General features: G+C 45.7%; 18 protein-coding genes. 8 read left to right on the top strand and 10 right to left on the bottom strand.

Annotation, left to right across the window (positions count from 1 at the left end):
- Window positions 1-27: 27 nt before the first annotated feature.
- The 3 genes from glnL to xth are packed head-to-tail and all read left to right on the top strand — an operon-like array spanning window position 28 to window position 3,417.
- A complete protein-coding gene (gene glnL / locus QUD86_RS04840) occupies window positions 28-1,146 on the top strand; it encodes a nitrogen regulation protein NR(II) (RefSeq protein ID WP_353506544.1) in 1,119 nt (372 codons plus the stop codon).
- Window positions 1,143-2,579: a nitrogen regulation protein NR(I) gene (gene ntrC / locus QUD86_RS04835; RefSeq protein ID WP_286295611.1), complete on the top strand. Its 1,437-nt coding sequence runs from the start codon at window positions 1,143-1,145 to the stop codon at window positions 2,577-2,579. Before glnL ends, ntrC begins: the two co-directional genes overlap by 4 nt.
- Window positions 2,572-3,417 carry an exodeoxyribonuclease III gene (gene xth, locus QUD86_RS04830; RefSeq protein ID WP_286295610.1) on the top strand — a complete coding sequence of 282 codons (846 nt, stop codon included), beginning with the start codon at window positions 2,572-2,574 and terminating at the stop codon, window positions 3,415-3,417. The genes ntrC and xth overlap by 8 nt, the downstream gene beginning before the upstream one ends.
- A 12-nt stretch (window positions 3,418-3,429) precedes the next feature.
- Here xth and QUD86_RS04825 read toward each other — a convergent pair whose 3' ends face one another.
- From QUD86_RS04825 to QUD86_RS04810, 4 genes are all read right to left on the bottom strand, one after another.
- On the bottom strand, window positions 3,430-5,559 hold the full coding sequence (locus QUD86_RS04825) for a M3 family metallopeptidase (RefSeq protein WP_286295609.1): 2,130 nt from the start codon (window positions 5,557-5,559) through the stop codon (window positions 3,430-3,432).
- A gap of 72 nt (window positions 5,560-5,631) precedes the next feature.
- The gene (gene folD, locus QUD86_RS04820; protein ID WP_286295607.1) at window positions 5,632-6,477 is read right to left on the bottom strand and encodes a bifunctional methylenetetrahydrofolate dehydrogenase/methenyltetrahydrofolate cyclohydrolase FolD; all 846 of its coding nucleotides are present in this window, start codon (window positions 6,475-6,477) and stop codon (window positions 5,632-5,634) included.
- Between the two features lie 8 nt (window positions 6,478-6,485).
- Window positions 6,486-7,133: a response regulator transcription factor gene (locus tag QUD86_RS04815; protein WP_100378634.1), complete on the bottom strand. Its 648-nt coding sequence runs from the start codon at window positions 7,131-7,133 to the stop codon at window positions 6,486-6,488.
- 33 nt (window positions 7,134-7,166) lie between these two features.
- Entirely contained in the window at window positions 7,167-9,512 is a 2,346-nt protein-coding gene (locus QUD86_RS04810; RefSeq protein WP_286295604.1) for a PAS domain-containing sensor histidine kinase, read from the bottom strand.
- Window positions 9,513-9,840: 328 nt separating this feature from the next.
- Between QUD86_RS04810 and aceE the strand changes: the two genes are divergently transcribed.
- The 3 genes from aceE to lpdA are packed head-to-tail and all read left to right on the top strand — an operon-like array spanning window position 9,841 to window position 15,690.
- Window positions 9,841-12,537 (top strand): pyruvate dehydrogenase (acetyl-transferring), homodimeric type, encoded by a 2,697-nt coding sequence (gene aceE, locus QUD86_RS04805; protein ID WP_286295602.1) that lies wholly within the window; start codon window positions 9,841-9,843, stop codon window positions 12,535-12,537.
- A 15-nt stretch (window positions 12,538-12,552) separates the two neighbouring features.
- Complete coding sequence (aceF, locus tag QUD86_RS04800; protein WP_286295599.1) at window positions 12,553-13,890, top strand: dihydrolipoyllysine-residue acetyltransferase; 1,338 nt, start codon at window positions 12,553-12,555, stop codon at window positions 13,888-13,890.
- Between the two features lie 9 nt (window positions 13,891-13,899).
- Window positions 13,900-15,690: a dihydrolipoyl dehydrogenase gene (gene lpdA / locus QUD86_RS04795; protein WP_286295598.1), complete on the top strand. Its 1,791-nt coding sequence runs from the start codon at window positions 13,900-13,902 to the stop codon at window positions 15,688-15,690.
- 95 nt (window positions 15,691-15,785) lie between these two features.
- On the opposite strand, the gene QUD86_RS04790 is transcribed toward lpdA, so the two are convergent.
- Window positions 15,786-16,337 carry a phasin family protein gene (locus tag QUD86_RS04790; protein WP_286295597.1) on the bottom strand — a complete coding sequence of 184 codons (552 nt, stop codon included), beginning with the start codon at window positions 16,335-16,337 and terminating at the stop codon, window positions 15,786-15,788.
- 136 nt (window positions 16,338-16,473) lie between these two features.
- Here QUD86_RS04790 and QUD86_RS04785 point away from each other — a divergent pair, with 136 nt between their 5' ends.
- Both QUD86_RS04785 and QUD86_RS04780 read left to right on the top strand, forming a co-directional pair.
- Window positions 16,474-17,445 (top strand): DMT family transporter, encoded by a 972-nt coding sequence (locus tag QUD86_RS04785; RefSeq protein ID WP_502928884.1) that lies wholly within the window; start codon window positions 16,474-16,476, stop codon window positions 17,443-17,445.
- Between the two features lie 108 nt (window positions 17,446-17,553).
- On the top strand, window positions 17,554-18,594 hold the full coding sequence (locus QUD86_RS04780) for a serine hydrolase (RefSeq protein WP_286298554.1): 1,041 nt from the start codon (window positions 17,554-17,556) through the stop codon (window positions 18,592-18,594).
- 2 nt (window positions 18,595-18,596) lie between these two features.
- Here the strand turns inward: QUD86_RS04780 and QUD86_RS04775 are convergent, their stop codons facing one another.
- The 5 genes from QUD86_RS04775 to QUD86_RS04755 all read right to left on the bottom strand — a co-directional run bounded on the left by QUD86_RS04775 (window position 18,597) and on the right by QUD86_RS04755 (window position 22,587).
- Window positions 18,597-19,409 carry an IclR family transcriptional regulator gene (locus QUD86_RS04775; RefSeq protein ID WP_286298552.1) on the bottom strand — a complete coding sequence of 271 codons (813 nt, stop codon included), beginning with the start codon at window positions 19,407-19,409 and terminating at the stop codon, window positions 18,597-18,599.
- A 78-nt stretch (window positions 19,410-19,487) separates the two neighbouring features.
- Window positions 19,488-20,522, bottom strand: coding sequence for a quinone-dependent dihydroorotate dehydrogenase (locus tag QUD86_RS04770; RefSeq protein ID WP_286298550.1), 1,035 nt, complete (start codon window positions 20,520-20,522; stop codon window positions 19,488-19,490).
- A 9-nt stretch (window positions 20,523-20,531) separates the two neighbouring features.
- A complete protein-coding gene (locus QUD86_RS04765; RefSeq protein WP_286298548.1) occupies window positions 20,532-21,278 on the bottom strand; it encodes an arginyltransferase in 747 nt (248 codons plus the stop codon).
- Window positions 21,275-22,012, bottom strand: coding sequence for a leucyl/phenylalanyl-tRNA--protein transferase (gene aat, locus QUD86_RS04760; protein ID WP_286298546.1), 738 nt, complete (start codon window positions 22,010-22,012; stop codon window positions 21,275-21,277). The genes QUD86_RS04765 and aat overlap by 4 nt, the downstream gene beginning before the upstream one ends.
- A gap of 8 nt (window positions 22,013-22,020) precedes the next feature.
- The gene (locus QUD86_RS04755) at window positions 22,021-22,587 is read right to left on the bottom strand and encodes an NUDIX hydrolase (RefSeq protein WP_286298545.1); all 567 of its coding nucleotides are present in this window, start codon (window positions 22,585-22,587) and stop codon (window positions 22,021-22,023) included.

Below are 22,587 nucleotides of genomic sequence, written 5' to 3'. Positions count from 1 at the left end.
CGAGAAGAACAGTTGAGCGCAGGTCTTTTGCGCAATTCGCTAAAAGGGGCAGCTTCGGCTGCTCCTTTTTTTCCGACATTGCTCGACCAAATGCCGAATGCCATCGTGGTATTCGAGGCAAATACTCTACATTTAGTTTACGTAAACGCAGCAGCTGAGTCTGCTCTTGATTTATCACGTAAATCACTAGAGGGCCAATCCATTCAGGATTTATTTGGCAGCAATCCCTCTCTTAGCAATATGATTGAAGAGATCAAAGCAGGGCATTTTTCCGCCGAGCGGCAAGAAATGGTACTGCACTCATTACCTGGAAGTATTCACCAGGAGTCTATACCTGCTCATGTAGTAGTTGCCAGTCTTGAAGACCCATCGCTCATCATGATGGAGTGGTTTCCAATCGACCAGCAATTGCGCAGCGAGCGTGATGAACGGGTAACTCAGCAGGTTGAGGCAAACAAACAACTCATGCGCAATTTAGCGCACGAGATTAAAAATCCTTTAGGGGGTATTCGTGGTGCAGCTCAACTTTTAGAGTTTGAGCTTCCCGATAAAGGCCTACGCGAATATACGCAAGTGATTATTAAAGAGTCCGATCGCTTACAGGATTTGGTTGATCGTCTACTTGCCCCGCATCGCAAAGCGCATGCTATGGAATTATTTAACGTACACGAGGCCTTAGAGAGGGTTCGTAGTTTGGTCTTGGCTGAGTTTCCAAAGGGTCTGAAGATTATTCGTAGTTACGATACTAGCCTTCCTGAAATTTTAGGAGATCGTGAACAGTTAATTCAGGCAATTCTCAATATTGCCCACAATGCTGCTCAAGCTCTCTCCGATGAAATCAGTGCGGGTGTAGCCCAGATTGAATTTAAAACTCGCGTCGCTCGCTCCGTTACGATTTCTAAACACCGCTATAAGATGGCAATGGATTTGCACGTAATAGATAACGGCCCAGGGATCCCTGAGGATATACGTGAGCGCATATTTTTTCCTTTAGTTTCGGGTCGAGAGGGCGGTAGTGGACTTGGTCTGACTTTAGCTCAAACTTTTGTACAGCAGCATCAAGGTTTTATAGCTTGTGACAGCAGTCCTGGTCGGACTGATTTTCATATTCAAATTCCATATCGTAAGCAGGAGAAGCCGTTATGAAACCCGTTTGGATCGTCGATGATGACCAATCTATTCGCTGGGTGCTTGAGAAAGCGCTTACCCGTGAGAATATTGCGCACAAGAGCTTTTCTAATCCTAATGATGTCTTAAGCGCTCTAGAGAAAGAGCTGCCACAAGTAATTATTTCCGATATCCGTATGCCTCGCGGTAATGGCCTAGATCTTTTACAGACTATTAAAGAGACACATCCGCTCTTGCCTGTGATCATCATGACGGCCTACTCAGACCTAGACTCAGCGGTCTCTTCATTTCAGGGCGGTGCCTTTGATTATTTGACTAAGCCATTTGATATTGATAAAGCCATTGAATTAATTCGTCGTGGGATGGAGCAGGGCGAGCGTAATCAGTCGGGCAACAAAGAAGCTAATGGCTGGAGACAGGACGCTACGGAAATTATTGGTCAAGCACCCGCTATGCAGGAGGTTTTTAGGGCCATTGGACGTCTTGCTCAGTCGCACTCCACAGTGCTCATCACTGGTGAGTCAGGGACTGGCAAAGAGCTGGTTGCTCAAGCTTTACATAGGCATAGTCCAAGAGCTAAAGGCCCTTTTATGGCCTTTAGTACGGCCGCAGTCCCCAAGGATTTATTGGAGTCTGAATTATTTGGGCACGAGCGTGGCGCTTTTCCGGGTGCATTGACATTGCGTCGTGGGCGCTTCGAGCAGGCTGATGGCGGAACGCTATTTTTGGACGGGATCGGCGATATTCCCTTAGATTTGCAGACGCGATTATTGCGCGCTCTAACGGATGGTCATTTTTATCGGGTTGGGGGCCAAGATCCGATTAAGGCCAATGTGCGGATTATTGCCTCAACGCATCAGAATCTGGAAGCACGGGTTGCTGCAGGTGCCTTTCGCGAAGATTTATTGCACCGGTTAAATATTATTCGTTTGCGTATGCCACCATTGCGTGAGCGGGCTGAGGATATACCCGTGTTAGCCCATTACTTTATGCTGTCATGTGCGAAAGCTTTGAGCGTTGCCCCTAAAAAATTATCTGATGAAGTTTTGAAAGAAATCACTGCAATGCCCTTTCCTGGGAATGTTCGTCAATTAGAGAATCTCTGCCATTGGCTAACAGTAATGACTCCATCCAATTTAATTGGTACGAGTGATTTGCCGGCCGATATCGTGGCCCAAGCTAATGAGCGTCCTCTTACAGGACCCGGTGAGATGGCCTCGTCCTTATCGCTCTCTACTGATTGGGAGAGCGGGCTCAGTCGCGTAGCATCCCAAATGCTTCAAGATGGCGTTGTATCTGTATACGATGCTCTGTCGTCTAAGTTTGAAAAGGTCGTGCTTCAGGCAGCCTTAGAGGTTACCCGTGGTAGACGCGTTGAAGCTGCCCAGCGCCTTGGTATCGGACGTAATACGATTACTCGAAAATTACAGGAGCTTGGTATTAATGACTGAGCCTATAAGAATCGCCGCCTGGAATGTCAATTCACTAAAAGTGCGATTGCCACAAGTACTCCGTTGGCTCGCTGAGCAAGAAAAAGCTGATAAGCCCATTGATGCTCTTTGCCTTCAAGAACTGAAGATGACAGATGATAAATATCCTCATCGCGAACTTGAGGCTGCTGGGTATCTTAATTTGGTTGCCGGACAAAAAACCTACAACGGCGTTGCTATTATTGTTCGACGCGCGGCACTGGCATCCATGAGCTCAGATATAGAGACGACTTTCATCAACCCCATCCGAAATATCCCCGGCAATGCCGATGAGCAACAGCGTATTTTGGCAGCCACAGTTTGCTTTAATGGATTGCAGCCATTGCGATTGGTATCAGCATACTTTCCTAATGGGCAATCTCCAGATAGCGATAAGTTTGTTTATAAGTTGAGCTGGTTAAAAGCACTAGAGGACTGGCTTAAAAGTGAATTAGCCAACAATTCCCGTTTAGCCCTGCTAGGTGATTTTAATATTGCGCCAACTGACGCCGATGTGCATGATCCGTCTAAATGGATCGGACAGAATCTTGTTTCTGTGGATGAGCGAGCAGCGTTTCAGCGCTTAATTGACCTGGGTTTATCAGATTCATACCGAATGTTTGAGCAAGCACCAAAATCATTTAGCTGGTGGGACTACCGGATGATGGGCTTTAGAAGAAATGCGGGCATGCGTATTGACCATATTTTATTAAGTGACGCCCTTAAAACAAAATGCAGCGCCAGCCTCATTGATAAAGAGCCTCGCAAGTGGGAGCAGCCATCAGATCATGCTCCCATCATTGCAGAAATTCAGGCCTAAGCAGTATGGCTTTTATGCTGCTAGTCCACCATGCCGAAGTAATGCATCAATACTGGGGTCGCGACCTCGAAAAGCTTTAAAGGATTCTGCAGCAGACCGACTTCCACCAACCTCCAAGATCTCAGTGCGATAACGAATACCTGTTTGCACATCTAAAACACTGCCAGTCAATTTAGCGGCCTCTTCAAATGCAGCATACACATCAGCGGAGAGTACCTCAGCCCATTTGTAGCTGTAATATCCAGCTGCATATCCACCAGCAAAAATATGGCTAAATGTGTTTGGCCAACGAGATATCTCAGCTTGTGGAATAACATTAAATTCATCAGCGATAGTTTTGGAAAACTCTAATACAGCTAAATTTTTAGCTTGCTCAGACTGAAAGTTAGAATGTAAACGCCAGTCCGTTAATGAAAATACAACTTGTCTTAAGGTGCTTAAGCCGTTTTGAAAATTCTTAGCAGCCAGCATCTTATCAAAGAGAGTTCTAGGTAAGGGCTTTCCTGTTTGAACATGGGCAGTCATCGTTTCTAAAACTTCCCATTCCCAGCAAAAGTTTTCCATGAATTGGCTAGGTAGCTCAACAGCATCCCACTCCACGCCATTGATACCAGATACACCCAATGCCCCTACCTGAGTGAGGAGATGGTGTAGGCCATGACCGCTTTCATGAAATAGGGTGATGACATCATCATGAGTAATTGTTGGCTGTTGTAGCGTACCGTCGACTTTGATGGGGGCGGCGAAATTACATACTAAATACGCAATCGGAATCTGGATTTCTCCATTAGCTAGTAACCGTCTTCCCCTTGCGTCGTCCATCCAGGCGCCACCACGCTTACCAGGTCTTGAGTACGGGTCCAAATAAAAGTAGGCCAGAATACTTCCAGCAGCATCGCTGACTGAAAAGGACTGCACGTCATCATGCCAGGTCGGTAAATCAGCCGCTTGTATGCGAACACCAAATAGAGTTTGAATGACGCCAAACAATCCCTTCAAAACCTGAGGTAGTGGAAAGTATTGCTTCAATTCATTTTCAGAAAAGGCATAGCGCTCTTGCTTTAGTTGCTCTGAAGCAAAGGCTATATCCCATGGCTGCAAACCATCCTCGAGTTGAAGCTGTAATTGGCTAAACGCTTGTAACTCAGCCCAATCTTTTTCTGCGAATGGCTTTGAGCGCGTTGCGATATCGCTTAGAAAGTGGTCTACCTCTTCAACATCTCGCGCCATCTTTGGGGCTAGGCTTAGCGAGGAATAGTTCTCAAAACCCAGCATCCGCGCTTCTTCATTGCGCAGGCTAAGTTGTATCAACATATTCTCAGCGTTATCCCATTCTAATTTTCCTTGGCCATACTGGGGCGCCAACTCTGAGGATCGAGTGACATAGGCCTCGTACATCAACCGTCTCAATGAACGATTCTCTGAATACTGCATCACGGGGTAGTAGGAAGGAAAGTGCAGGGAAAAGGCCCATCCTTGTAGATCCTTTTGTTTTGCAAGGTCTGCTGCTGCTGCGATAGCATCCTCAGGTAGTCCGATTAATTCTTCTCTATTTAAAATATGATGTGTAAAGTGATTGGTTGCATCAAGTACATGATCTGAAAATGCTTTTCCTAGGATGGCTTGCTGATCTTGAATTTGTGCAAAACGAGGCTTATCTTTGTCGGCAAGTTCAGCACCACCCAGACGAAAATCTCTTAAAGAGTTATCAATAACTTTTCTCTGGTCTAGCCTTAGGGATGTAAATTCAGGAGTCTGGCTTAGTAGTTTAAATTTTTCATAAAGCGCTAAATTTTGACCGAGGCTTGAAAAGAAAGCGGTTACCTTTGGAAGCATATCGCCGTAAGCTTCTCTCAACTCTGGGGTATCAGCAACACTATTTAAATGGGATATGACACCCCAGGAACGACCAAGAGATTCAGTTGCATCTTCTAAGGGCTCAACCAGAGCATTCCATGTGGCTGGCGTTGATTCTTGTATAGCGTGGTCAACTGCCAGTTGTGCTTTTTCTAGAAGAAAGTCAATGCTTGGTGCAATATGCTCAGGCTTGACATCACAATAATTGGCAATTCCTTTACCAAATGAAATCAAAGGATTTGTCTGCAATTCAGGCGAAGGAAAATGTGAGGTGTTTGTAGTCATCCCTCTAGCTTAATGGACTGCTACGAAATTTGCCAATAAAGGGAGGGAATTTCCCTTAAAACTTTATGCTTTTTAGTATTTTTCTGCGGCTTCTAATGTGTTCATCAGCAGCATTGTGATGGTCATTGGACCAACACCGCCTGGGACGGGGGTAATCCAGCCTGCAACATACTGAGCAGCATCAAAGTCAACGTCGCCACACAGCTTACCATCAGGCATTCTGTTGATACCTACGTCAATGACAACGGCACCATTTTTGACCATATCACCAGTAACCATCTTGGGTTTACCGGTAGCAACAACCAAAATATCAGCATCTTTAGTGTGATGGGCTAGGTCACGAGTCTTGCTATTACAAATAGTCACCGTGGCGCCTGCTTGTAGTAACAACATTGCCATGGGCTTGCCAACAATATTGGAGGCGCCAACGATAACGGCACGAGCACCCCGAATGGGATAGTCAATACTTTCTAAAATCTTCATGCAGCCATAAGGCGTACAAGGTTTGAATTCAGGCTGACCAACCATTAAGGCGCCAGCATTAGCCACATGAAAACCATCCACATCTTTTTCTGGGGCGATGGCTTCGAGCACTTTTTCGGAGGCAATATGGTTTGGCAGAGGCAGTTGAACTAATATTCCATGAATATCGGGATCAGCGTTTAAAACAGCGATGCGATTTAGTAGTTCTGACTGACTAAAAGCTTCAGGGTATCGCTCTAATATTGAATAAAAGCCTACATCCTCACAGGCCTTTACTTTATTGCGGACATAAACTTGACTTGCTGGGTTTTCGCCAACCACAATGACAGCTAAACCCGGTTTAACCCCTCTTGCTGTGACAATAGCAGTGCGTGCAGCAATCTCAGAGCGAATTTTTTTGGATAGCGCATTTCCATCGAGTAACTGAGCGGGCATAAGAAAAATTAATTAGACTGTGGATCGGATAAAGCCAAGCGCAGGAGATCGGCAACAGTATTGACATTTAACTTCTCCATAATATTGGCGCGATGCGCTTCTACTGTTTTGATAGAGATTCCAAGATCATCTGCACATTGTTTGTTTAAACGGCCAGCAACAATGCGCTCTAGAACTTGGCGTTCACGTCCAGTAAGTTTGCTTAATAAGCTGTTATTTGTTTTACGTTGATTTGCTTGAGCATAATCAATACGCGCTTTTGCAAGCATCCGATCAACTAAGAGGCAGAGATCATTTTCTTTAAAAGGCTTTTCAATAAAGTCTACAGCGCCACGCTTCATAGTTGAAACGGCCATGGATACATCTCCGTGGCCGGTGATAAATGCAACCGGCATTGGCAGATTCTCGCTAATTAAGCGCTCTTGAAGTTCAAGGCCCGACATCCCAGGCATTCTCACATCCAATATTGCGCATGAGATCGTTGATTTATCAGTACTTTGTAGCGACTGTAAAAAACGTTCAGCACTCGCATGGCAGCGAACCAAGTAGCCATTACTTTCTAGGAGCCAAGTGAGGGAGTCACGAACTGCCTCATCATCATCTACAACATAAACCACCTCGGCTTGATTAGGTTTTAAAGCGGTAGCGATGTTCATGTGTACTTTCTTAGGTCAATCCAAGGGTAAAAATTAGGCGCTGACTCCAGAGCCAACAATCTCTAGAGGTAATAGTATTGTAAAGGTGCAGCCCGTGAGCTTTATTTGTTCCTCATCCATCTGGTTTTTTGCCCATAGACGACCATGATGGGATTCAATAATAGATCTGCAAATATTCAGGCCCATGCCCATACCATCATTTTTAGTGCTAAAAAAGGGCTCAAACATACGTTTAAGGACGTTTTCAGTGATCCCAGCCCCCGTATCCCTTACTTGAATGCGCAGCATGGCGGGAAAGGTGCTGGTTTCTAAGTCCGCAGAAATAGTCACCGGAGGGGCCGACCATCTAGAGGAAAGGGGGTATACCTCCCGCATACTGTCTAGCGAGTTCTTCAGGAGGTTGACTAAAACTTGCAAAATTAAGACTGGGTCTACATCTACTCTTGGCAAGTTTTCATCGACATGAGACTGAATACTCAGCCGATGGCGGTTGGCTTCAATTTCAACCAGCCCAGTCGCATCATTGATGATTTCGCTAATATCGCAAGAAGATCGCTGGGGTTCACTGCGCTTTACAAAGCCCTTGATGCGCTGAATGATAGTGCCAGCTCTGTGCGCCTGATTAGACGCTTTTTCTAGCGCCGGAAGAATATCATTTTGCACGCTAGGGTCGAGATGACCTTGTAAGCGTTTGGCTACCCCCATGCAGTAGTTTGAAATAGCTGCTAACGGTTGATTTAGCTCATGAGCCAGAGAGGAAGCCATTTCCCCCATCGTCGTTAAGCGGCTAGTAAATTGCATGCGCTCTTCATGTTGTCGCATTAAGTCATCCGCTTCGATTCGAACTGTAATATCGGTAGCAATTAAAAGTTGCGCTAAGTGACCATCAACCCAAGGAATAAAACGACGACGCACTTCATACCATTTTGATATGCCAGTAGATTCGTTGAGGAGTTGGATTTCTTCAGATTCTAATTCTGAATTGATAGGGGGGGCTGCAGTATTAGTGCCGACTAAGTCGAAGTGTCCCCGAGCATCTGCGCCAAAGGTTTCTCGATAAAAGCGATTTGCAAAAAGTAGTTCTCCTGTTTCATTGGATACCACCGATACTGAGGCATCCAATCCTTCAAGCACCGTTACGAAACGATCTTGCGCGGCTGCTAATTCTTGACGAATTTTCTTCGGCTCAGAAATATCAATTAACGAAGTGACCCAACCCGTTTGCTTGCCTTTCTCATTAATTAGCGGCGAGATAAAGGTGCGGGTTTGTATGATGGTGCCGTTGCGGTGGGCGATGGAACCTTCGATGCCGATCTTTTTTTCCTCCGCCATCGCTCCTTCTAATGCCCGATTTATTTTTTCACTTAAGGTATCTTTATCCTCCTCAGGCCAAAAGATAAAAGGCGGTTTTTGGCCAATTAATTCATCGGCTGACAGGCCTGTCATATCGCAAAACGCTGGATTAACATAGGTAATCGCTTTATCCATGCCATGTGCGCGGATACCCACTGGTGTTGAGTTTTCCATTGCAATACGAAAATTCGTTTCTGCACGAAGATTCGCCTCTGCTTCTTGCCTTACTTGCATTTGCTTTAAGACTGACCACAAACTCCACACAACAAAGGCGCTTAAGCCAAGCACCACGCCGATCAGCATGCGAAAACTTAAGTTTGTTGGCGGGGGGTACGTATCAATTCGTAAACTGAGGTTCGGACTAAGAACCCCTAAATCTAGGCTTGTTTGATTGCTAAATGCCCGTTTAGGAATATTTTTATCTGATGAGATTGCTAATACCTTGTCACTATCTGTGACTAGAGTAAAGCGATATTGCCCTTTAAGCTCACCCGGAATGATATCCAGGATGCCTTGAGTTGAGTACAGAACAGCCACCATGCCTCGGTTTTCGTTTCCGGAAAATTGTGGAACTGTTTGCCAAAATACATCGCGAATTTCTTTACCAGCGAGCTCATCCCCCGGAATGGTGATAGCGAGGAATTTGCTGAATGCAGCTCTGTTTGTAGCCGCGCTTAAATCCATTGATTTTTTAAGTGCTTCATTAACGATCGGTGAATTATTTGGTGCTCTCAGCCAATCTAACTTGATATTGCTGGGTGGAATGCTTAACTGTTTTTGTTCTTTTTCATCAATCCATAGAATTTGGATGATTTCGTGATTCGCATGGACTAGCGTTTCTGCTTCCGCCGTAAAGTTATTGTTGGCTTTATCGTAATTACTGCTTCCAATATATTCCCGCCCCATCGCCTGCATTAAATCCGTATTGTTTGCGAAGCGTAATTGAATGCGCTGTTTTGCAATAGAGAGCTCTCTAAATAATCCCGCCTCTTGCTGACTTTTTTCTTGTAGTTGTAACGTTCCCAAGATTAAGCCCATCACCATTGTGAATAGTACGATCGCTATTAATGGTGTAAAGACTAGCCTGTGACTCCTTATTTTGCGAAGTAAAAGTTTCGGTCTTAGTTTTTGAAATAGGGGTGCTAGTGCGCTCATATGGTGCTTTATTTTGCCTCATCATCTGGTTTTAGATTAGATGCGTTGTATCCGCTTTATATATGCAACGCAGCATTATTCCATATAGTGAGAAATACTATCATTATGTGAAAGATTGCTTGTTTACGCCAAAAGACCTACCTAAAATGTGAGCTATAAAGTAATTCAATAACACCAATGTATTTAATGGAGGCAGTTTATGGCAGCGGTTCCAGATCAAATTTTGGGTAGTGCAGGCAAGCAAGATTCAGACCCAGGGGAAACCCAAGAGTGGTTACAAGCTTTGGATGGTGTTATTCGAAATGAGGGCGCTGAAAGAGCAGCCTATCTTATTGATCAGCAAATCTCCCATGCCAGAGTCAACGGAGTTAACCAACCGTTTCACGCTGAGACGCCTTACATCAATACTATTCCGGTGGACCAGCAGGCTAGGCTTCCAGGCGATCAAAATATTGAGCATCGTATTCGTTCGTACACACGTTGGAATGCGATGGCAATGGTCTTGCGCGCCAACAAAGATACCAACGTTGGTGGTCATATTTCCTCGTTTCAATCGGCGGCAACTTTATACGATGTTGGCTTTAACCATTTTTGGCATGCGCCTTCACCAGAGCATGGTGGCGATCTAATATTCGTTCAGGGGCATTCTGCGCCGGGCATCTATGCTCGTGCCTATATGTTAGGGCGCTTAAGTGATGAGCAGTTAGATAACTTCCGCCAAGAGGTGAGTGGCAAGGGAATTTCTAGCTACCCGCATCCTTGGTTAATGCCTGATTTCTGGCAGTTTCCAACGGTGTCGATGGGTCTTGGCCCAATTATGGCCATTTATCAAGCTCGCTTTATGCGTTACATGCAAGACCGTGGATTTATCCAATCTGCAGGTCGTAAAGTATGGGCGTTCCTAGGCGATGGTGAAACAGATGAGCCTGAATCTTTGGGTGCGATCGGTATGGCTGGCCGCGAGAAGTTAGACAATCTTATTTTTGTTGTCAATTGTAATTTGCAGCGTCTTGATGGACCGGTACGTGGTAACGGCAAGATTATTCAGGAGCTTGAAGGCGAATTTCGTGGCTCTGGCTGGAATGTAATCAAAGTTGTGTGGGGTGGAAATTGGGATGCCCTGTTTGCACGCGACAAAAAAGGAATTTTGATGCAGCGTCTTGGTGAAATTGTCGATGGACAGTACCAAACGATGAAGTCAAAAAACGGTGCATACGTTCGTGAAATAGTTTTCAACACCCCAGAACTTAAGGCGCTAGTGAGTGACTGGAGTGATGAGGATATTTGGCAGCTTAATCGCGGTGGACATGATCCACACAAAGTGTTTGCGGCATTTCAATCTGCAGTAAACCATCAAAACCAGCCTACTGTGATTTTGGCTCACACTATTAAAGGCTACGGCATGGGTGGTTCTGGTGAAGCGATGAATATTGCTCACCAAGCGAAAAAGATGAACGATGATGATGTCCGTCGCTTCCGTGATCGCTTTGAGATTCCGGTAAAAGATGAGCAGTTGGAAGAAATGCCTTTAGTGAAATTTGCTGAAGGCAGTCCAGAGCTGAATTATATGAAAGCGCGTCGTCAAGAGTTAGGCGGATATTTGCCTCAGCGTCGTATGAAGGCGGAGAGTTTGCCAGTGCCCGCATTGGATGTCTTTGCGCCTTTATTGGAGGCAACAACTGAGGGTCGAGAGATATCGACCACGATGGTTTTTGTTCGCATACTGAATACGATTGTGCGTGACAAGGTGCTTGGTAAACGCGTAGTGCCGATTGTTCCTGATGAGTCTCGTACCTTTGGTATGGAAGGCATGTTCCGCCAACTGGGCATCTGGAGTCAGTCTGGCCAGCTGTATACGCCTGAAGATCATGACCAGCTGATGTTCTATAAAGAAGATAAGACCGGTCAAATCTTACAAGAGGGTATTAATGAGGCGGGTGGCATGTGCGACTGGATTGCAGCCGCTACTGCTTACTCGACACATGGTGTGCCCATGTTGCCTTTCTATATTTTTTATTCCATGTTTGGTTTCCAGCGTATCGGTGACTTAGCTTGGGCTGCTGGTGATATGCGTAGTCGTGGCTTTTTGCTCGGTGGTACCGCTGGTAGGACAACGCTGAATGGCGAAGGTCTTCAGCATGAGGACGGACATAGTCAAGTTTGGAGTTCAGCTATTCCGAACTGCATCAGTTACGACCCTTCATTTTCTTTTGAGGTTGCAGTGGTGATTCAAGATGGTATGCGCCGTATGCTTACTGACCAAGAAGATATTTATTACTACATTACCCTAATGAATGAGAACTATGCTCATCCAGCTATGCCGAAGGGTGCTGAGCAGGACATCATTAAGGGTATGTATAAACTGAGCTCCGTTGGTGAAGCGAATGCGAAGTTGCGAGTTCAGTTACTAGGTTCAGGAACGATCTTCCGTGAAGTGATTGAAGCCGCAGAAATTCTCCATAAAGATTGGGGAGTTTCTTCTGATTTATGGGGTTGCCCAAGCTTTACTGAGCTTGGTCGCGATTGGAATGCTGCCCATCGCAACAATTTGCTCAACCCAGCTTCTGCCCCAGTCCTTTCTCATGTAGAAAAGTGCCTGAAAGATACCGTAGGTCCAGTGATTGCTGCAACTGACTATGTACGTTTATTTGCAGAACAAATTCGTCCAGCAATTCAGCACCTAGGTCGACGATTTGAGGTGCTTGGTACAGATGGCTTTGGACGCTCAGACACGCGCGAGCAATTGCGTGATTTCTTTGAGGTCGATCGCCGCTGGATTGTTTTAACAGCACTACGCTCTCTTGTAGATTCAGGTCAGATGGATCGTCAGAAGCTTGCTGAGGCCATTAAGAAATATGAGATCAATGCAAGTAAACCAAACCCAATGACGGTTTGATAAGAGATAGAAACTATGAGCCAATTAATTGATATCAAAGTCCCCGATATTGGGGATTATCAAGATGTTCCTGTTATTGAAGTGCTGGTCAAAGTCGGCGATCGGGTTGAGGTGGAGCAATCCATCGTTGTCCTGGAATCCGATAAAGCCACAATGGATATCCCTTCTTCGCATGCCGGCATTGTGAAAGAAGTCAAAGTCAAAATGGGTGACTCTATTTCCGAGGGCTCTATTGTTCTCGTATTAGAAGAGAGTGGGGCAGCCGCTGTTCCTACTGTTTCTGCTGTTTCAGCTGCCCCCTCAGTAGTGTCTCCCGTTGTGGTGGCTCCTGCAGCATCGATCAGCTCAGCACCACCCGTTGAGCCGCCAATACAACGTGCGCCAGTACCGCTGCCAGTAGTTAATATCCCAGTAGAGATTGATGCCACTGCAAGCCACGCTAGCCCGACGGTTCGTAAATTTGCTCGTGAATTGGGGGTAACTATTCATCTGGTCAGTGGTAGCGGCCCTAAGGGCAGAATTACTCAAGATGATGTGCAAGCATTTGTAAAAGCGGCGATGCTTGGTGGTGCTAGCAATGGAGCTAATAGCGCAAATGCATCGGGCGGTAGTTTGGGTGGTTTGAACTTAATTCCTTGGCCTAAAGTGGATTTCTCTAAATTCGGTGACACAGAGCGTCAGCCACTCAATCGCATTAAGAAACTCACTGCTGCGAACTTAGGGCGCAACTGGGTGATGATTCCTGCCGTGACTTATCACGAGGATGCAGACATCACAGATCTAGAGGCATTTCGGGTTCTGACTAACAAAGAGAATGAAAAGCAGGGTGTCAAAATCACAATGTTAGCCTTTCTTATGAAGGCTGCAGTAGCGGCACTCAAGAAGTATCCTGAGTTCAATAGTTCTATTGATGGCGATGATCTGGTTCTCAAGAAGTATTTCAACATTGCCTTTGCTGCCGATACGCCCAATGGTTTAGTAGTGCCGGTTATTCGTGATGCAGATAAAAAAGGGATTGTTGAGCTTGCTCGTGAGACTTCGGAGTTGGCCGCCCTAGCCCGTGACGGAAAACTGAAGCCAGATCAAATGCAAGGGGCTAGTTTCACCATATCCTCTTTAGGCGGTATTGGCGGGACGTATTTCTCTCCCATTGTGAATGCACCCGAAGTGGCAATCTTAGGTGTCAGCAAGGCTGCTATGAAGCCCGTTTGGGATGGTAAGCAGTTTGTGCCACGCTTGATCTGCCCCCTATCCTTGAGTGCGGATCACCGAGTGATTGATGGCGCCCTTGCAACTCGATTTAATGTGTATATCGCTCAGCTTATGTCCGACTTCCGTCGTGCAGCGCTTTAAGGAGACATCATGGCTAAGCTATCCATCCTAGTTCCAGATATTGGTGACAATGCAGATGTCCCAGTAATTGAAGTTTTAATTAAAGTAGGCGACGTCATAGCAAAAGAGCAGCCTCTGCTAGTACTAGAGTCAGACAAGGCGACGATGGAGATTCCATCTGATGCCGCTGGTACAGTCATCAGTATTGCAGTGAAGACGGGCGATAAAGTGGGTAAAGGGAGCATCGTTTGTGAAATTGAAGCAGTTTCTTCGAGCTCAGCTCCAGCGACAGCCCCAACTCCTGTAGCAGAGGCAGCCCCAATTGCCAAAGTAGATTCACCAGTGATGAGCGCTCCTACTGCTGGTCAATACAGCGGTAAGGTTGATCACGAATGCGAGGTTCTTGTATTAGGTGCTGGCCCCGGTGGTTACAGCGCAGCCTTTCGTAGCGCTGACTTAGGTATGAATACGATCATCATTGAGCGCTTCGCTACCTTAGGCGGGGTTTGCTTGAATGTAGGTTGCATTCCATCTAAGGCATTGCTGCACACTACGGCAGTGATGGACGAAGTCAAGACAATGGCTAAGCATGGCATTACTTTTGGAGCTCCAAAGATCGAGCTTGATCAGTTGCGTGCTTACAAAGATTCTGTCATTGGTAAGCTTACTGGTGGTTTGGCTGGTATGGCCAAGGCAAGAAAAGTAAAAGTAGTTCGTGGTCTCGGGCATTTTTTAGATGCGAATCATGTTGAAGTTCAATTAACTTCTGGTGATGGACAAGAGCTCACGGGTCAGAAAGAAGTCATTCATTTTCAGAAGTCCATCATTGCAGCTGGTAGCCAGCCTGTGAAGTTGCCATTTTTACCTGTAGATCCTCGGGTTGTAGATAGCACCGGCGCTTTATTACTCAAGAGCATTCCTAAGCGCATGCTAGTCATTGGCGGTGGCATTGTTGGCTTAGAGATGGCTACGGTCTACAGCACCTTAGGCTCCAGTATAGATATCGCAGAAATGATGGACGGCTTGATGGCCGGCGCTGATCGAGACTTGGAAAAGGTGTGGGAGAAATTTAACGCCGGCCGTTTCGAAAACATTATGTTAAAAACCCGTGCCTCAAAAGCAGAGGTAAAAGCGGACGGCATACAAGTGAGTTTTGAGGGTGAGAATGCTCCTAAGGAACCAAAAACTTATGATCTGGTATTGGTTGCAGTAGGGCGTACGCCTAATGGCAAAAAGATTAATGCTGTTGCTGCTGGTGTTGCGGTTGATGAGCGCGGTTTTATTCATGTTGATAATCAAATGCGCACTAATGCGCCGCATATTTTTGCTATTGGTGACATTGTTGGGCAGCCGATGTTGGCGCATAAAGCGGTTCATGAAGGTCATGTTGCCGCAGAAGCTGCAGCTGGCCAGAAATCGTATTTCGATGCAAAGCAAATTCCATCGGTGGCTTACACCGATCCTGAGGTAGCTTGGGCAGGCCTGACCGAGGAGCAATGTAAATCGCAAGGTATTGCTTATGAAAAAGGATTGTTCCCTTGGGCGGCTAGTGGAAGAGCAATTGCCAACGGTCGTGATGAAGGCTTTACGAAGTTAATTTTCGACGCAACAAGCAAACGCATTATTGGGGGCGGCATTGTTGGCACCCATGCAGGCGACTTGATTGGTGAGGTTTGTCTGGCTATTGAGATGGGTGCTGATGCCATTGATATGGGTAAGACCATCCATCCGCATCCGACCTTAGGTGAGTCTGTTGGCTTAGCTGCTGAAGCAGCTAGTGGCCATTGCACTGACCTGCCACCGGTAAAGAAGAAGCATTAAGCCGGAGATGGAACTGCTGCACTGCTGAGCAGAAATAAATAAAAGCCCAGTGATCTGGGCTTTTATTTTGAGTGGCAACTAGGGCGACTAGTTTTTTATTTCTTTGAACCCTTTGTAGCAGTTTTCACCATATTCATCGCGGAGTCAGTTGCAGTGGTCAGGTTACCTTTGCTTAGTTGAACGGCTTGTTTAATCGCTTTCTGACTAGTTTCGAAAGCGGTATTAGCAGAAGCAATCGCCTGTTTCATCACCTGGACAGCAGCATCAGATCCTGTTGGTGCATTTTTAGTCCAATCTTCAACTAAGGAATTGATTTTTTGTTGCCCAGCTTGCAATTCTTTTTCAGCAGATTTTGTAAAGGTTTCTTGAGTGTCATGCGCTAGCTCGTATAGGTGTCGACTGTATGCCATGATTTTTTCAGCCATCGGTTGAACAGCTTCTGCTTGATGGGCGAGTAACTGCTGAATATCCTTTACCTCCAATGCTTTCTTCGCGCTCGACATGCTCTCACCCAAGCTTTGTTTGGCAATTTGCATATTGAGCTCTACTAGCTTTTCGATGCTCTGCAGTGCTTGCTTGGTGAGGCTGGACAAGGTTTCTAAATTTGCCTTTTGAGCTGCAGCCATTTGTTCTGGTGTTAGATTCATCTCAATCGCTTTCTGGTGGATTCCCGGCATATCTTCATAAATCTTCCCCCTAATACTACCGACAAATTTATATATTGCGCTACCGCTGTATTGCTGCTAAGCAATAAAAGGTCACAATTGGGCTAAATATTGAGCTATGCGACTGAATAAGCCTAAAATTACCAACATCGCCAATATTGGTAATGCAAGATTAATTTTCTCCCTATTTAATGAATACCTTATGCATTTGAAGCTGGATAACCTGATTGCCCCATTTTTTGTCCTGATCTGGAGTACCGGTTTTATCATCGCTCGCTTGGCAATGCCCTATGTGGAGCCAGCAACCTTTTTGTTTTGGCGTTTTATTGGGGTCTTAATGGCAATGGCTTGCCTCAGTCTCATTTGGCGCATTAGCTGGCCGAGTCGCTCTCAAATCAGGCATATCGCCGTAGCAGGGGCATTACTTCAATTTGGCTATCTACTGGGTGTTTGGTTTGCAGTTCGCCTTGGAATGACTGCTGGTCTGGTAGCGATTATCGTAGGTCTTCAGCCAATTCTGACGGCTTGGTTTGCTGCCTGGATTTCTGAGAAGGTCACTAGTAGGCAATGGATTGGCTTAGCCTTTGGGTTTACTGGTGTCGCACTAGTAGTAGCGGAAAAAATTGGCTTTGCTCATATACCTGTAACTAGTTATGTACTTGCTTTTGCAGCATTACTTTCCATTACCTTTGGCACCTTATATCAAAAGAAGTTTTGTCCTGTTTTTGATCTTAGGGCAGGCTCATCTATTCAATTTAGTATTTCTGCAGTGCTGTGTTTTTTCTGTATGTATTTTTTCGAATCCGGCGTCATGATCTGGAATGCGCCGGTAGTAGGCGCATTACTTTGGGCTGTCTTTCCCCTATCTATTGGATCGATCAGCCTGTTGTTCATGATGATCCGAAAGGGGGCGGCTACCAAGGTCACAAGCCTGCTGTATCTGACGCCTCCAACAACGGCAGTGATGGCATGGTTGCTATTTGATGAGCCTTTTACTTTACTGATGGTTGCTGGGCTAGCGCTCACCATGTTTGGCGTGATGCTAGTCAATGCCCGCCAATCAAGCACCGTGGCAACTATTGCTGAGTAGTAGGGTCACTAAATTCGGGCTACCTCCGATTTTCATTGCCAATAAGTGCTTAGCATTGAAAAAGTTCACTATCATTAGGGGTGTTGAAATTTTGGGAAGGCATTTTGGATGAGTTTGAATCGTTTTTGGGCTTTTAGCTTTATTGCCGTACTCACCCTTTTGGCCTTAACTCCAATTTCAGTAGTGGCTGCTAATCCAACGGCGCAAAATTCAAAATCAAGCAAGCCCGCTGCAAAACCAGCTAGTAAAGTAGATTCTAAACAAGCGGCAAAATCGTCTAAGAAGCAAAAGCGTGTTCGTGTCACGGTTACGCGTACTACCGAACCCCTTGTTGCCGCCAGACCGTCCTTTGCCACTGCTCTAGGTTTACGGGGACAGCATGACGATCTCAGTCTGAAATCTAGTGTTGCCATGGTAGTTAATCAAGACACTAAAGAAGTGTATTTTGAGAAGAACCCCTCTGTCAGCTTGCCAATTGCCTCAATCACCAAGTTGATGACAGCAATGGTGGTATTAGATTCTAAAATGCCGCTTGATGAAACTATTGTGATCAATGCTCAGGACGTACACAGCTATGGTGGCTCTAGGCTTGCTGGCGGTACCGTACTGACTAGAGAAGAGGCCCTGTTACTGGCATTGATGTCCTCTGAGAATCGTGCGGCCTATACGCTTGCTAGAAACTACCCTGGAGGTGTTCCTGCATTTGTTGATGCGATGAATCGCAAAGCTAAAGAGCTGGGGATGACTCGCTCCCATTTCGCTGATCCTACTGGTTTATTGAGTGAGAACGTAGCATCTGCGGAAGACTTAACCCGCATGTTGGGCGCCTCCTATCAATATAAAATGATCCGCGAGTTTTCAACTTGGCCTGATCTAACGATGATTATTTCTAATCGCCCGCAGAAATTTTTAAATACGAATCGCTTAGTACGTGCAGGCGATATGAATATCGGACTCCAAAAGACGGGATTTATTAACGCAGCTGGCCGGTGTTTGGTGATGCAGGCTAGAGTAAACAATACGCCGCTATTACTTGTCTTCTTAGATTCGGTTGGAACGCAATCTCGCTTTGCAGATGCCGTTCGAATTAAAGAGTGGTATGAGCGAATGCCCGTCGGTGAACCACAGTCAATTCGTAGATTAATGTAGGCTTAGGCAATAGCGGGCTTGGGTATATAGCCCATGCCTTTAGAGATTTGTATTGCTGTATCTTGTAACTGACGCAGCCATTCGGACTGAATGCGATCGGTAGGCGAGCTCAGCGAGAGACCTGCTACTAACTTACCACTATCGTCAAAAATTTCAGCAGCTATACAGCTAACGCCCAGTTCGAGCTCCTCATTATCGCGTGCATGACCATCTTTTTTGACATGATTGAGCTCAATATCTAATTTTGATAAGTCCGTAATACTGTTTTTGGTGTGTCCCGATAGTCCAGTACGCGTGACATAGGCGCGTACCTGAGATACATCATCACTTGCTAAAAATAATTTACCAACTGAGGTGAGGTGGAGTGGGGCTCTTCCACCGATCGCACGAACCACTTGCATGCCAGAACGTTCACTATAGGCGCGATCGATATAAACAATTTCATCTCCCTGACGGACCGATAGATTAATTGTTTCGCCGGTTAATTTATGTAGCGCCCTCATTGGTGCTTGAGCCGCCTCTCGCACAGAGAGCCTTGCTTTAACTAAGTTTCCTAGCTCCAGTAGCTTTAGGCCAAGTCGATAGGTACCGCCATCGCCACGCTCAACTAATCTGCATGCCACTAGGTCATTTAAGATGCGGTGCGCTGTAGATGGGTGTAACTGGGTTTCTTCTGCAAGATTTTTAAGGCCAGTGGATTCTTCGTGTACAGCAAGGGCGTCAAGCAAATTCATCATGCGCTCTATTACCTGGATGGCTGTTTTGCCGGCCTCTCCAGTTGTTTTTGGTACTTTTGCCACTTTAGATAAAGTCATAGACTAAATTGTAGCGATTTTTCTATAAATTGCACAATATGAAATGATCAAGCTGTATTGCCTGAGTCAGGAGGGTGATTAATGGGCTTTTAGTGCCTTCGCGCAATCTGAAATGAGTCTTGGACCTCGGTATATCAGGCCGCTGTAGATTTGAACCAAACTTGCTCCTGCGGATATCTTTTCTTTGGCATCGACTCCAGACAAAATGCCACCCACCCCAATAATTGGAATTTTCCCCTCTAGCCTTGTTTTCAGTGTCTCGATTACTTTAGTAGAGGGTAGACGAACGGGTGCACCGGAGAGCCCCCCGGTTTCTTGCGCGTAAGGAAGTCCTTTGACAGCATCTCTGGCAATAGTGGTGTTGGTAGCAATGATGGCATCAATACCAAACTCCAATAAAAGGTCGGCAATTAAGTCGATATCTTTTGGCTCTAAATCGGGTGCAATTTTGAGGAACAAGGGTTTGCGAACCCCATGCTGGTCACACAGTTTTTCTCTGGCAATATCTAGTGAGCTCAACAAAGTGCGCAACATTTCCTCGCCTTGTAAGGCTCGAAGATTTTGGGTATTGGGAGAGGAAATATTGACAGTAATGTAGGCAGCAACTTTATAGACCGATTGCATCGCTGTGACATAGTCATCTGCTGCGTTTTCAATAGGGGTGCTGGCATTCTTGCCAATATTTAATCCCACAATACCGCCGTTTTGCCAATAAGCAGAATTTCTGACGCGCTCAACACAGGCATCAACCCCATCATTGTTAAAACCCATGCGATTAATAATTGCTTGCGCTTGCGGCAATCTAAACATACGGGGCTTCGGATTACCTGGCTGCGGTTTAGGTGTGACTGTGCCGATTTCTAAAAAACCAAAGCCCAGTGCACCGAGTGCATCAATATGCTTACCATCTTTATCTAGGCCAGCAGCTAAACCAACAGGGTTAGGAAAGGAAATTCCACACACTATGCGCGGGTCAGGTGCTGGTTGCTGAGCAAATAAATTCAACATACCCCAACGGTGCGCCTGATCCAGGGCGCTCATCGACAGGTCGTGGGCAAGCTCAGGATCCAAAGAAAATAGAAGAGGGCGTAGGAGGGGGTAACTGTCGATCATGATTCGATATTATGGCCCAATGATGGACTGCCATTGATCATCAATTAAGCCCTCTAGTGGCTGAAACTTGGCTTTATAGGCCATTTTTTCACTATCTTGAATGTAGTAGCCTAGGTATAGGTAGGGAAGTGTCAGCTCTATAGCCCGCTCAATTTGCCACAAAATACTGTAGCTGCCATAACTAGTGGAAGAATCGCTGGTATCGAAGAAGGTATAAACCGATGAAATTCCTTGCTCGAGAATATCAATCATGCTGACCATGCGCAGTTGACCTGGGTTAGCATCATTTGGTCCGTCACGGAATTCAACAATGCGAGAATTTACGCGACTTTGTAATAAAAATTGCTGGTACTGCTCTTGGTTATCTGGATTACTTTCTTGGCTAGGATGACGATCTTTTTGATACTGGTGGTAGAGGGCAAAGTGCTCCTCTTGGTAACCCAAATTAAGAATGCGGGCGACTAAGCCAGCATGTTTTTTCTTTGATCTTTTTTGGCTACGATTAGGTATAAATTGCTTAGCCAAAATACGAGTAGCTGTGCATGCATTGCATTCATCACAGTATGGTCTGTAGGTATACAGTCCACTGCGACGAAAGCCTGCATTTACTAATTCACCATAAAGATCCGCATGAATTACGTGCGAAGGCGTTGCCACCTGTGAGCGTGCCGTTTTCCCAGGCAAGTAACTACAGGGATAGGGCGCTGTTGCATAAAATTGCAAAGCAGTAAGTGGTAGTTCTTTTATACGAGTCATAACCAATGGTGCAAAATTGCTTTATTAAAGTCCCAAGGAATATCAATATTAGATTGCTTTAAGGCTTTTTGCAGATGGGCTAAAAATTGCTCTCGAGCAATCGGCGCAGCACCTAATGAGCTCAGATGGGCGGTCTCTTGCTGGCAATCAATCAACTCTACCTGATGCTGATCACACCAGGCACAAAGTGCTGCCAACGCAATTTTGGATGCATCACTATGATGGCTAAACATAGACTCTCCAAAAACCATGCCGCCAAAAGAGACGCAATAGAGGCCGCCAATAAGACTGCCATGTTCCATAACCGAAATGCTGTGGGCACAACCCTGTTCATAGAGTTGGGTATACGAATCCATAATTTCATGGGTTATCCAAGTGCCATCCTGATTCTTACGCTTAGTCATTGCGCATGAACGAAGTACTGCACCAAAATTATCGTCAACCACAATAGACTTATTTTGATCTTGTATAAATTGCTTTATTGTTTTTTTTAATGAATGATGACATCTAAAATTTTTGGGTTCAAGCACCATGCGTGGGTTGGGTGACCACCACAACACCGGTTGATTATCGGAATACCAGGGAAAAATACCTAGTTGATATGCCTTCGCTAGTTGTCCTGGGTAGATACGTTCGCTTACAGCAATGAGGCCAGGAACACTTGGATCTGGATCTTGGCAAATAAGTGGATTAGGGAAGTGATCTTGCGCGCCTAACCAGGTGACATTACTCATTGAGCTAATTACGCTTTAATTTTTTCTGTTGACAGAATATCTCGGCTGCGGACACTGATTTCTTGTGGTGTATTGAAGATTCCGGCGGCACGGTCAGCAAAAAACCATTCAAGAGTTTGCTTGATCGTTGGAAATGCCAGATCTTGCCATGGAATTTCCTGTTCGTGAAAAAGAGCCACTTCTAGGCTTTCATCACCAGCTTCAAATTCCGGTGTTGCCATACTAGCCAAATAAAAGAGATGTACTTGCTCCGCATGAGGTACGTTCAGAAGAGCATATAGCGGCCCAATCGTAGCTCGCACACCGGCTTCTTCTAAAGTTTCTCTTGCGGCCCCTGCTGCAGTGCTTTCACCTAGCTCCATAAACCCAGCAGGTAGTGTCCAAAAGCCATGCCTTGGCTCTATTGCTCTTCTGCATAAGAGTATCTGATCGCCATAGACAGGAATCGTGCCCACTACATTACGTGGGTTCTGATAATGGATTATTCCGCAGGATTCACAAACATGGCGCTCGCGTGAGTCACCCGCTGGGATTTTTGCAGTAATGGGGGCCGCACACTGGGAGCAAAACTTCAT

This window comes from Polynucleobacter sp. TUM22923, assembly GCF_030295705.1.
Classification (GTDB): domain Bacteria; phylum Pseudomonadota; class Gammaproteobacteria; order Burkholderiales; family Burkholderiaceae; genus Polynucleobacter.
Note: the sequence above shows the minus strand (reverse complement) of the source record. Positions and strands in the feature narration are given on the sequence as shown.

Excerpts from the sequence above, each read along its gene's own strand:
- QUD86_RS04780 (WP_286298554.1), top strand. The coding sequence starts at position 17,554 with ATGAGTTTGAATCGTTTTTGGGCTTTTAGCTTTATTGCCGTACTCACC.
- aceE (WP_286295602.1), top strand. The coding sequence starts at position 9,841 with ATGGCAGCGGTTCCAGATCAAATTTTGGGTAGTGCAGGCAAGCAAGAT.
- QUD86_RS04770 (WP_286298550.1), bottom strand. The coding sequence starts at position 20,522 with ATGATCGACAGTTACCCCCTCCTACGCCCTCTTCTATTTTCTTTGGAT.
- QUD86_RS04785 (WP_502928884.1), top strand. The coding sequence starts at position 16,474 with ATGCGACTGAATAAGCCTAAAATTACCAACATCGCCAATATTGGTAAT.
- QUD86_RS04775 (WP_286298552.1), bottom strand. The coding sequence starts at position 19,409 with ATGACTTTATCTAAAGTGGCAAAAGTACCAAAAACAACTGGAGAGGCC.
- ntrC (WP_286295611.1), top strand. The coding sequence starts at position 1,143 with ATGAAACCCGTTTGGATCGTCGATGATGACCAATCTATTCGCTGGGTG.
- aat (WP_286298546.1), bottom strand. The coding sequence starts at position 22,012 with ATGAGTAATGTCACCTGGTTAGGCGCGCAAGATCACTTCCCTAATCCA.
- folD (WP_286295607.1), bottom strand. The coding sequence starts at position 6,477 with ATGCCCGCTCAGTTACTCGATGGAAATGCGCTATCCAAAAAAATTCGC.
- aceF (WP_286295599.1), top strand. The coding sequence starts at position 12,553 with ATGAGCCAATTAATTGATATCAAAGTCCCCGATATTGGGGATTATCAA.
- QUD86_RS04825 (WP_286295609.1), bottom strand. The coding sequence starts at position 5,559 with ATGACTACAAACACCTCACATTTTCCTTCGCCTGAATTGCAGACAAAT.
- QUD86_RS04815 (WP_100378634.1), bottom strand. The coding sequence starts at position 7,133 with ATGAACATCGCTACCGCTTTAAAACCTAATCAAGCCGAGGTGGTTTAT.
- QUD86_RS04790 (WP_286295597.1), bottom strand. The coding sequence starts at position 16,337 with ATGAATCTAACACCAGAACAAATGGCTGCAGCTCAAAAGGCAAATTTA.
- QUD86_RS04765 (WP_286298548.1), bottom strand. The coding sequence starts at position 21,278 with ATGACTCGTATAAAAGAACTACCACTTACTGCTTTGCAATTTTATGCA.
- QUD86_RS04755 (WP_286298545.1), bottom strand. The coding sequence starts at position 22,587 with ATGAAGTTTTGCTCCCAGTGTGCGGCCCCCATTACTGCAAAAATCCCA.
- xth (WP_286295610.1), top strand. The coding sequence starts at position 2,572 with ATGACTGAGCCTATAAGAATCGCCGCCTGGAATGTCAATTCACTAAAA.
- lpdA (WP_286295598.1), top strand. The coding sequence starts at position 13,900 with ATGGCTAAGCTATCCATCCTAGTTCCAGATATTGGTGACAATGCAGAT.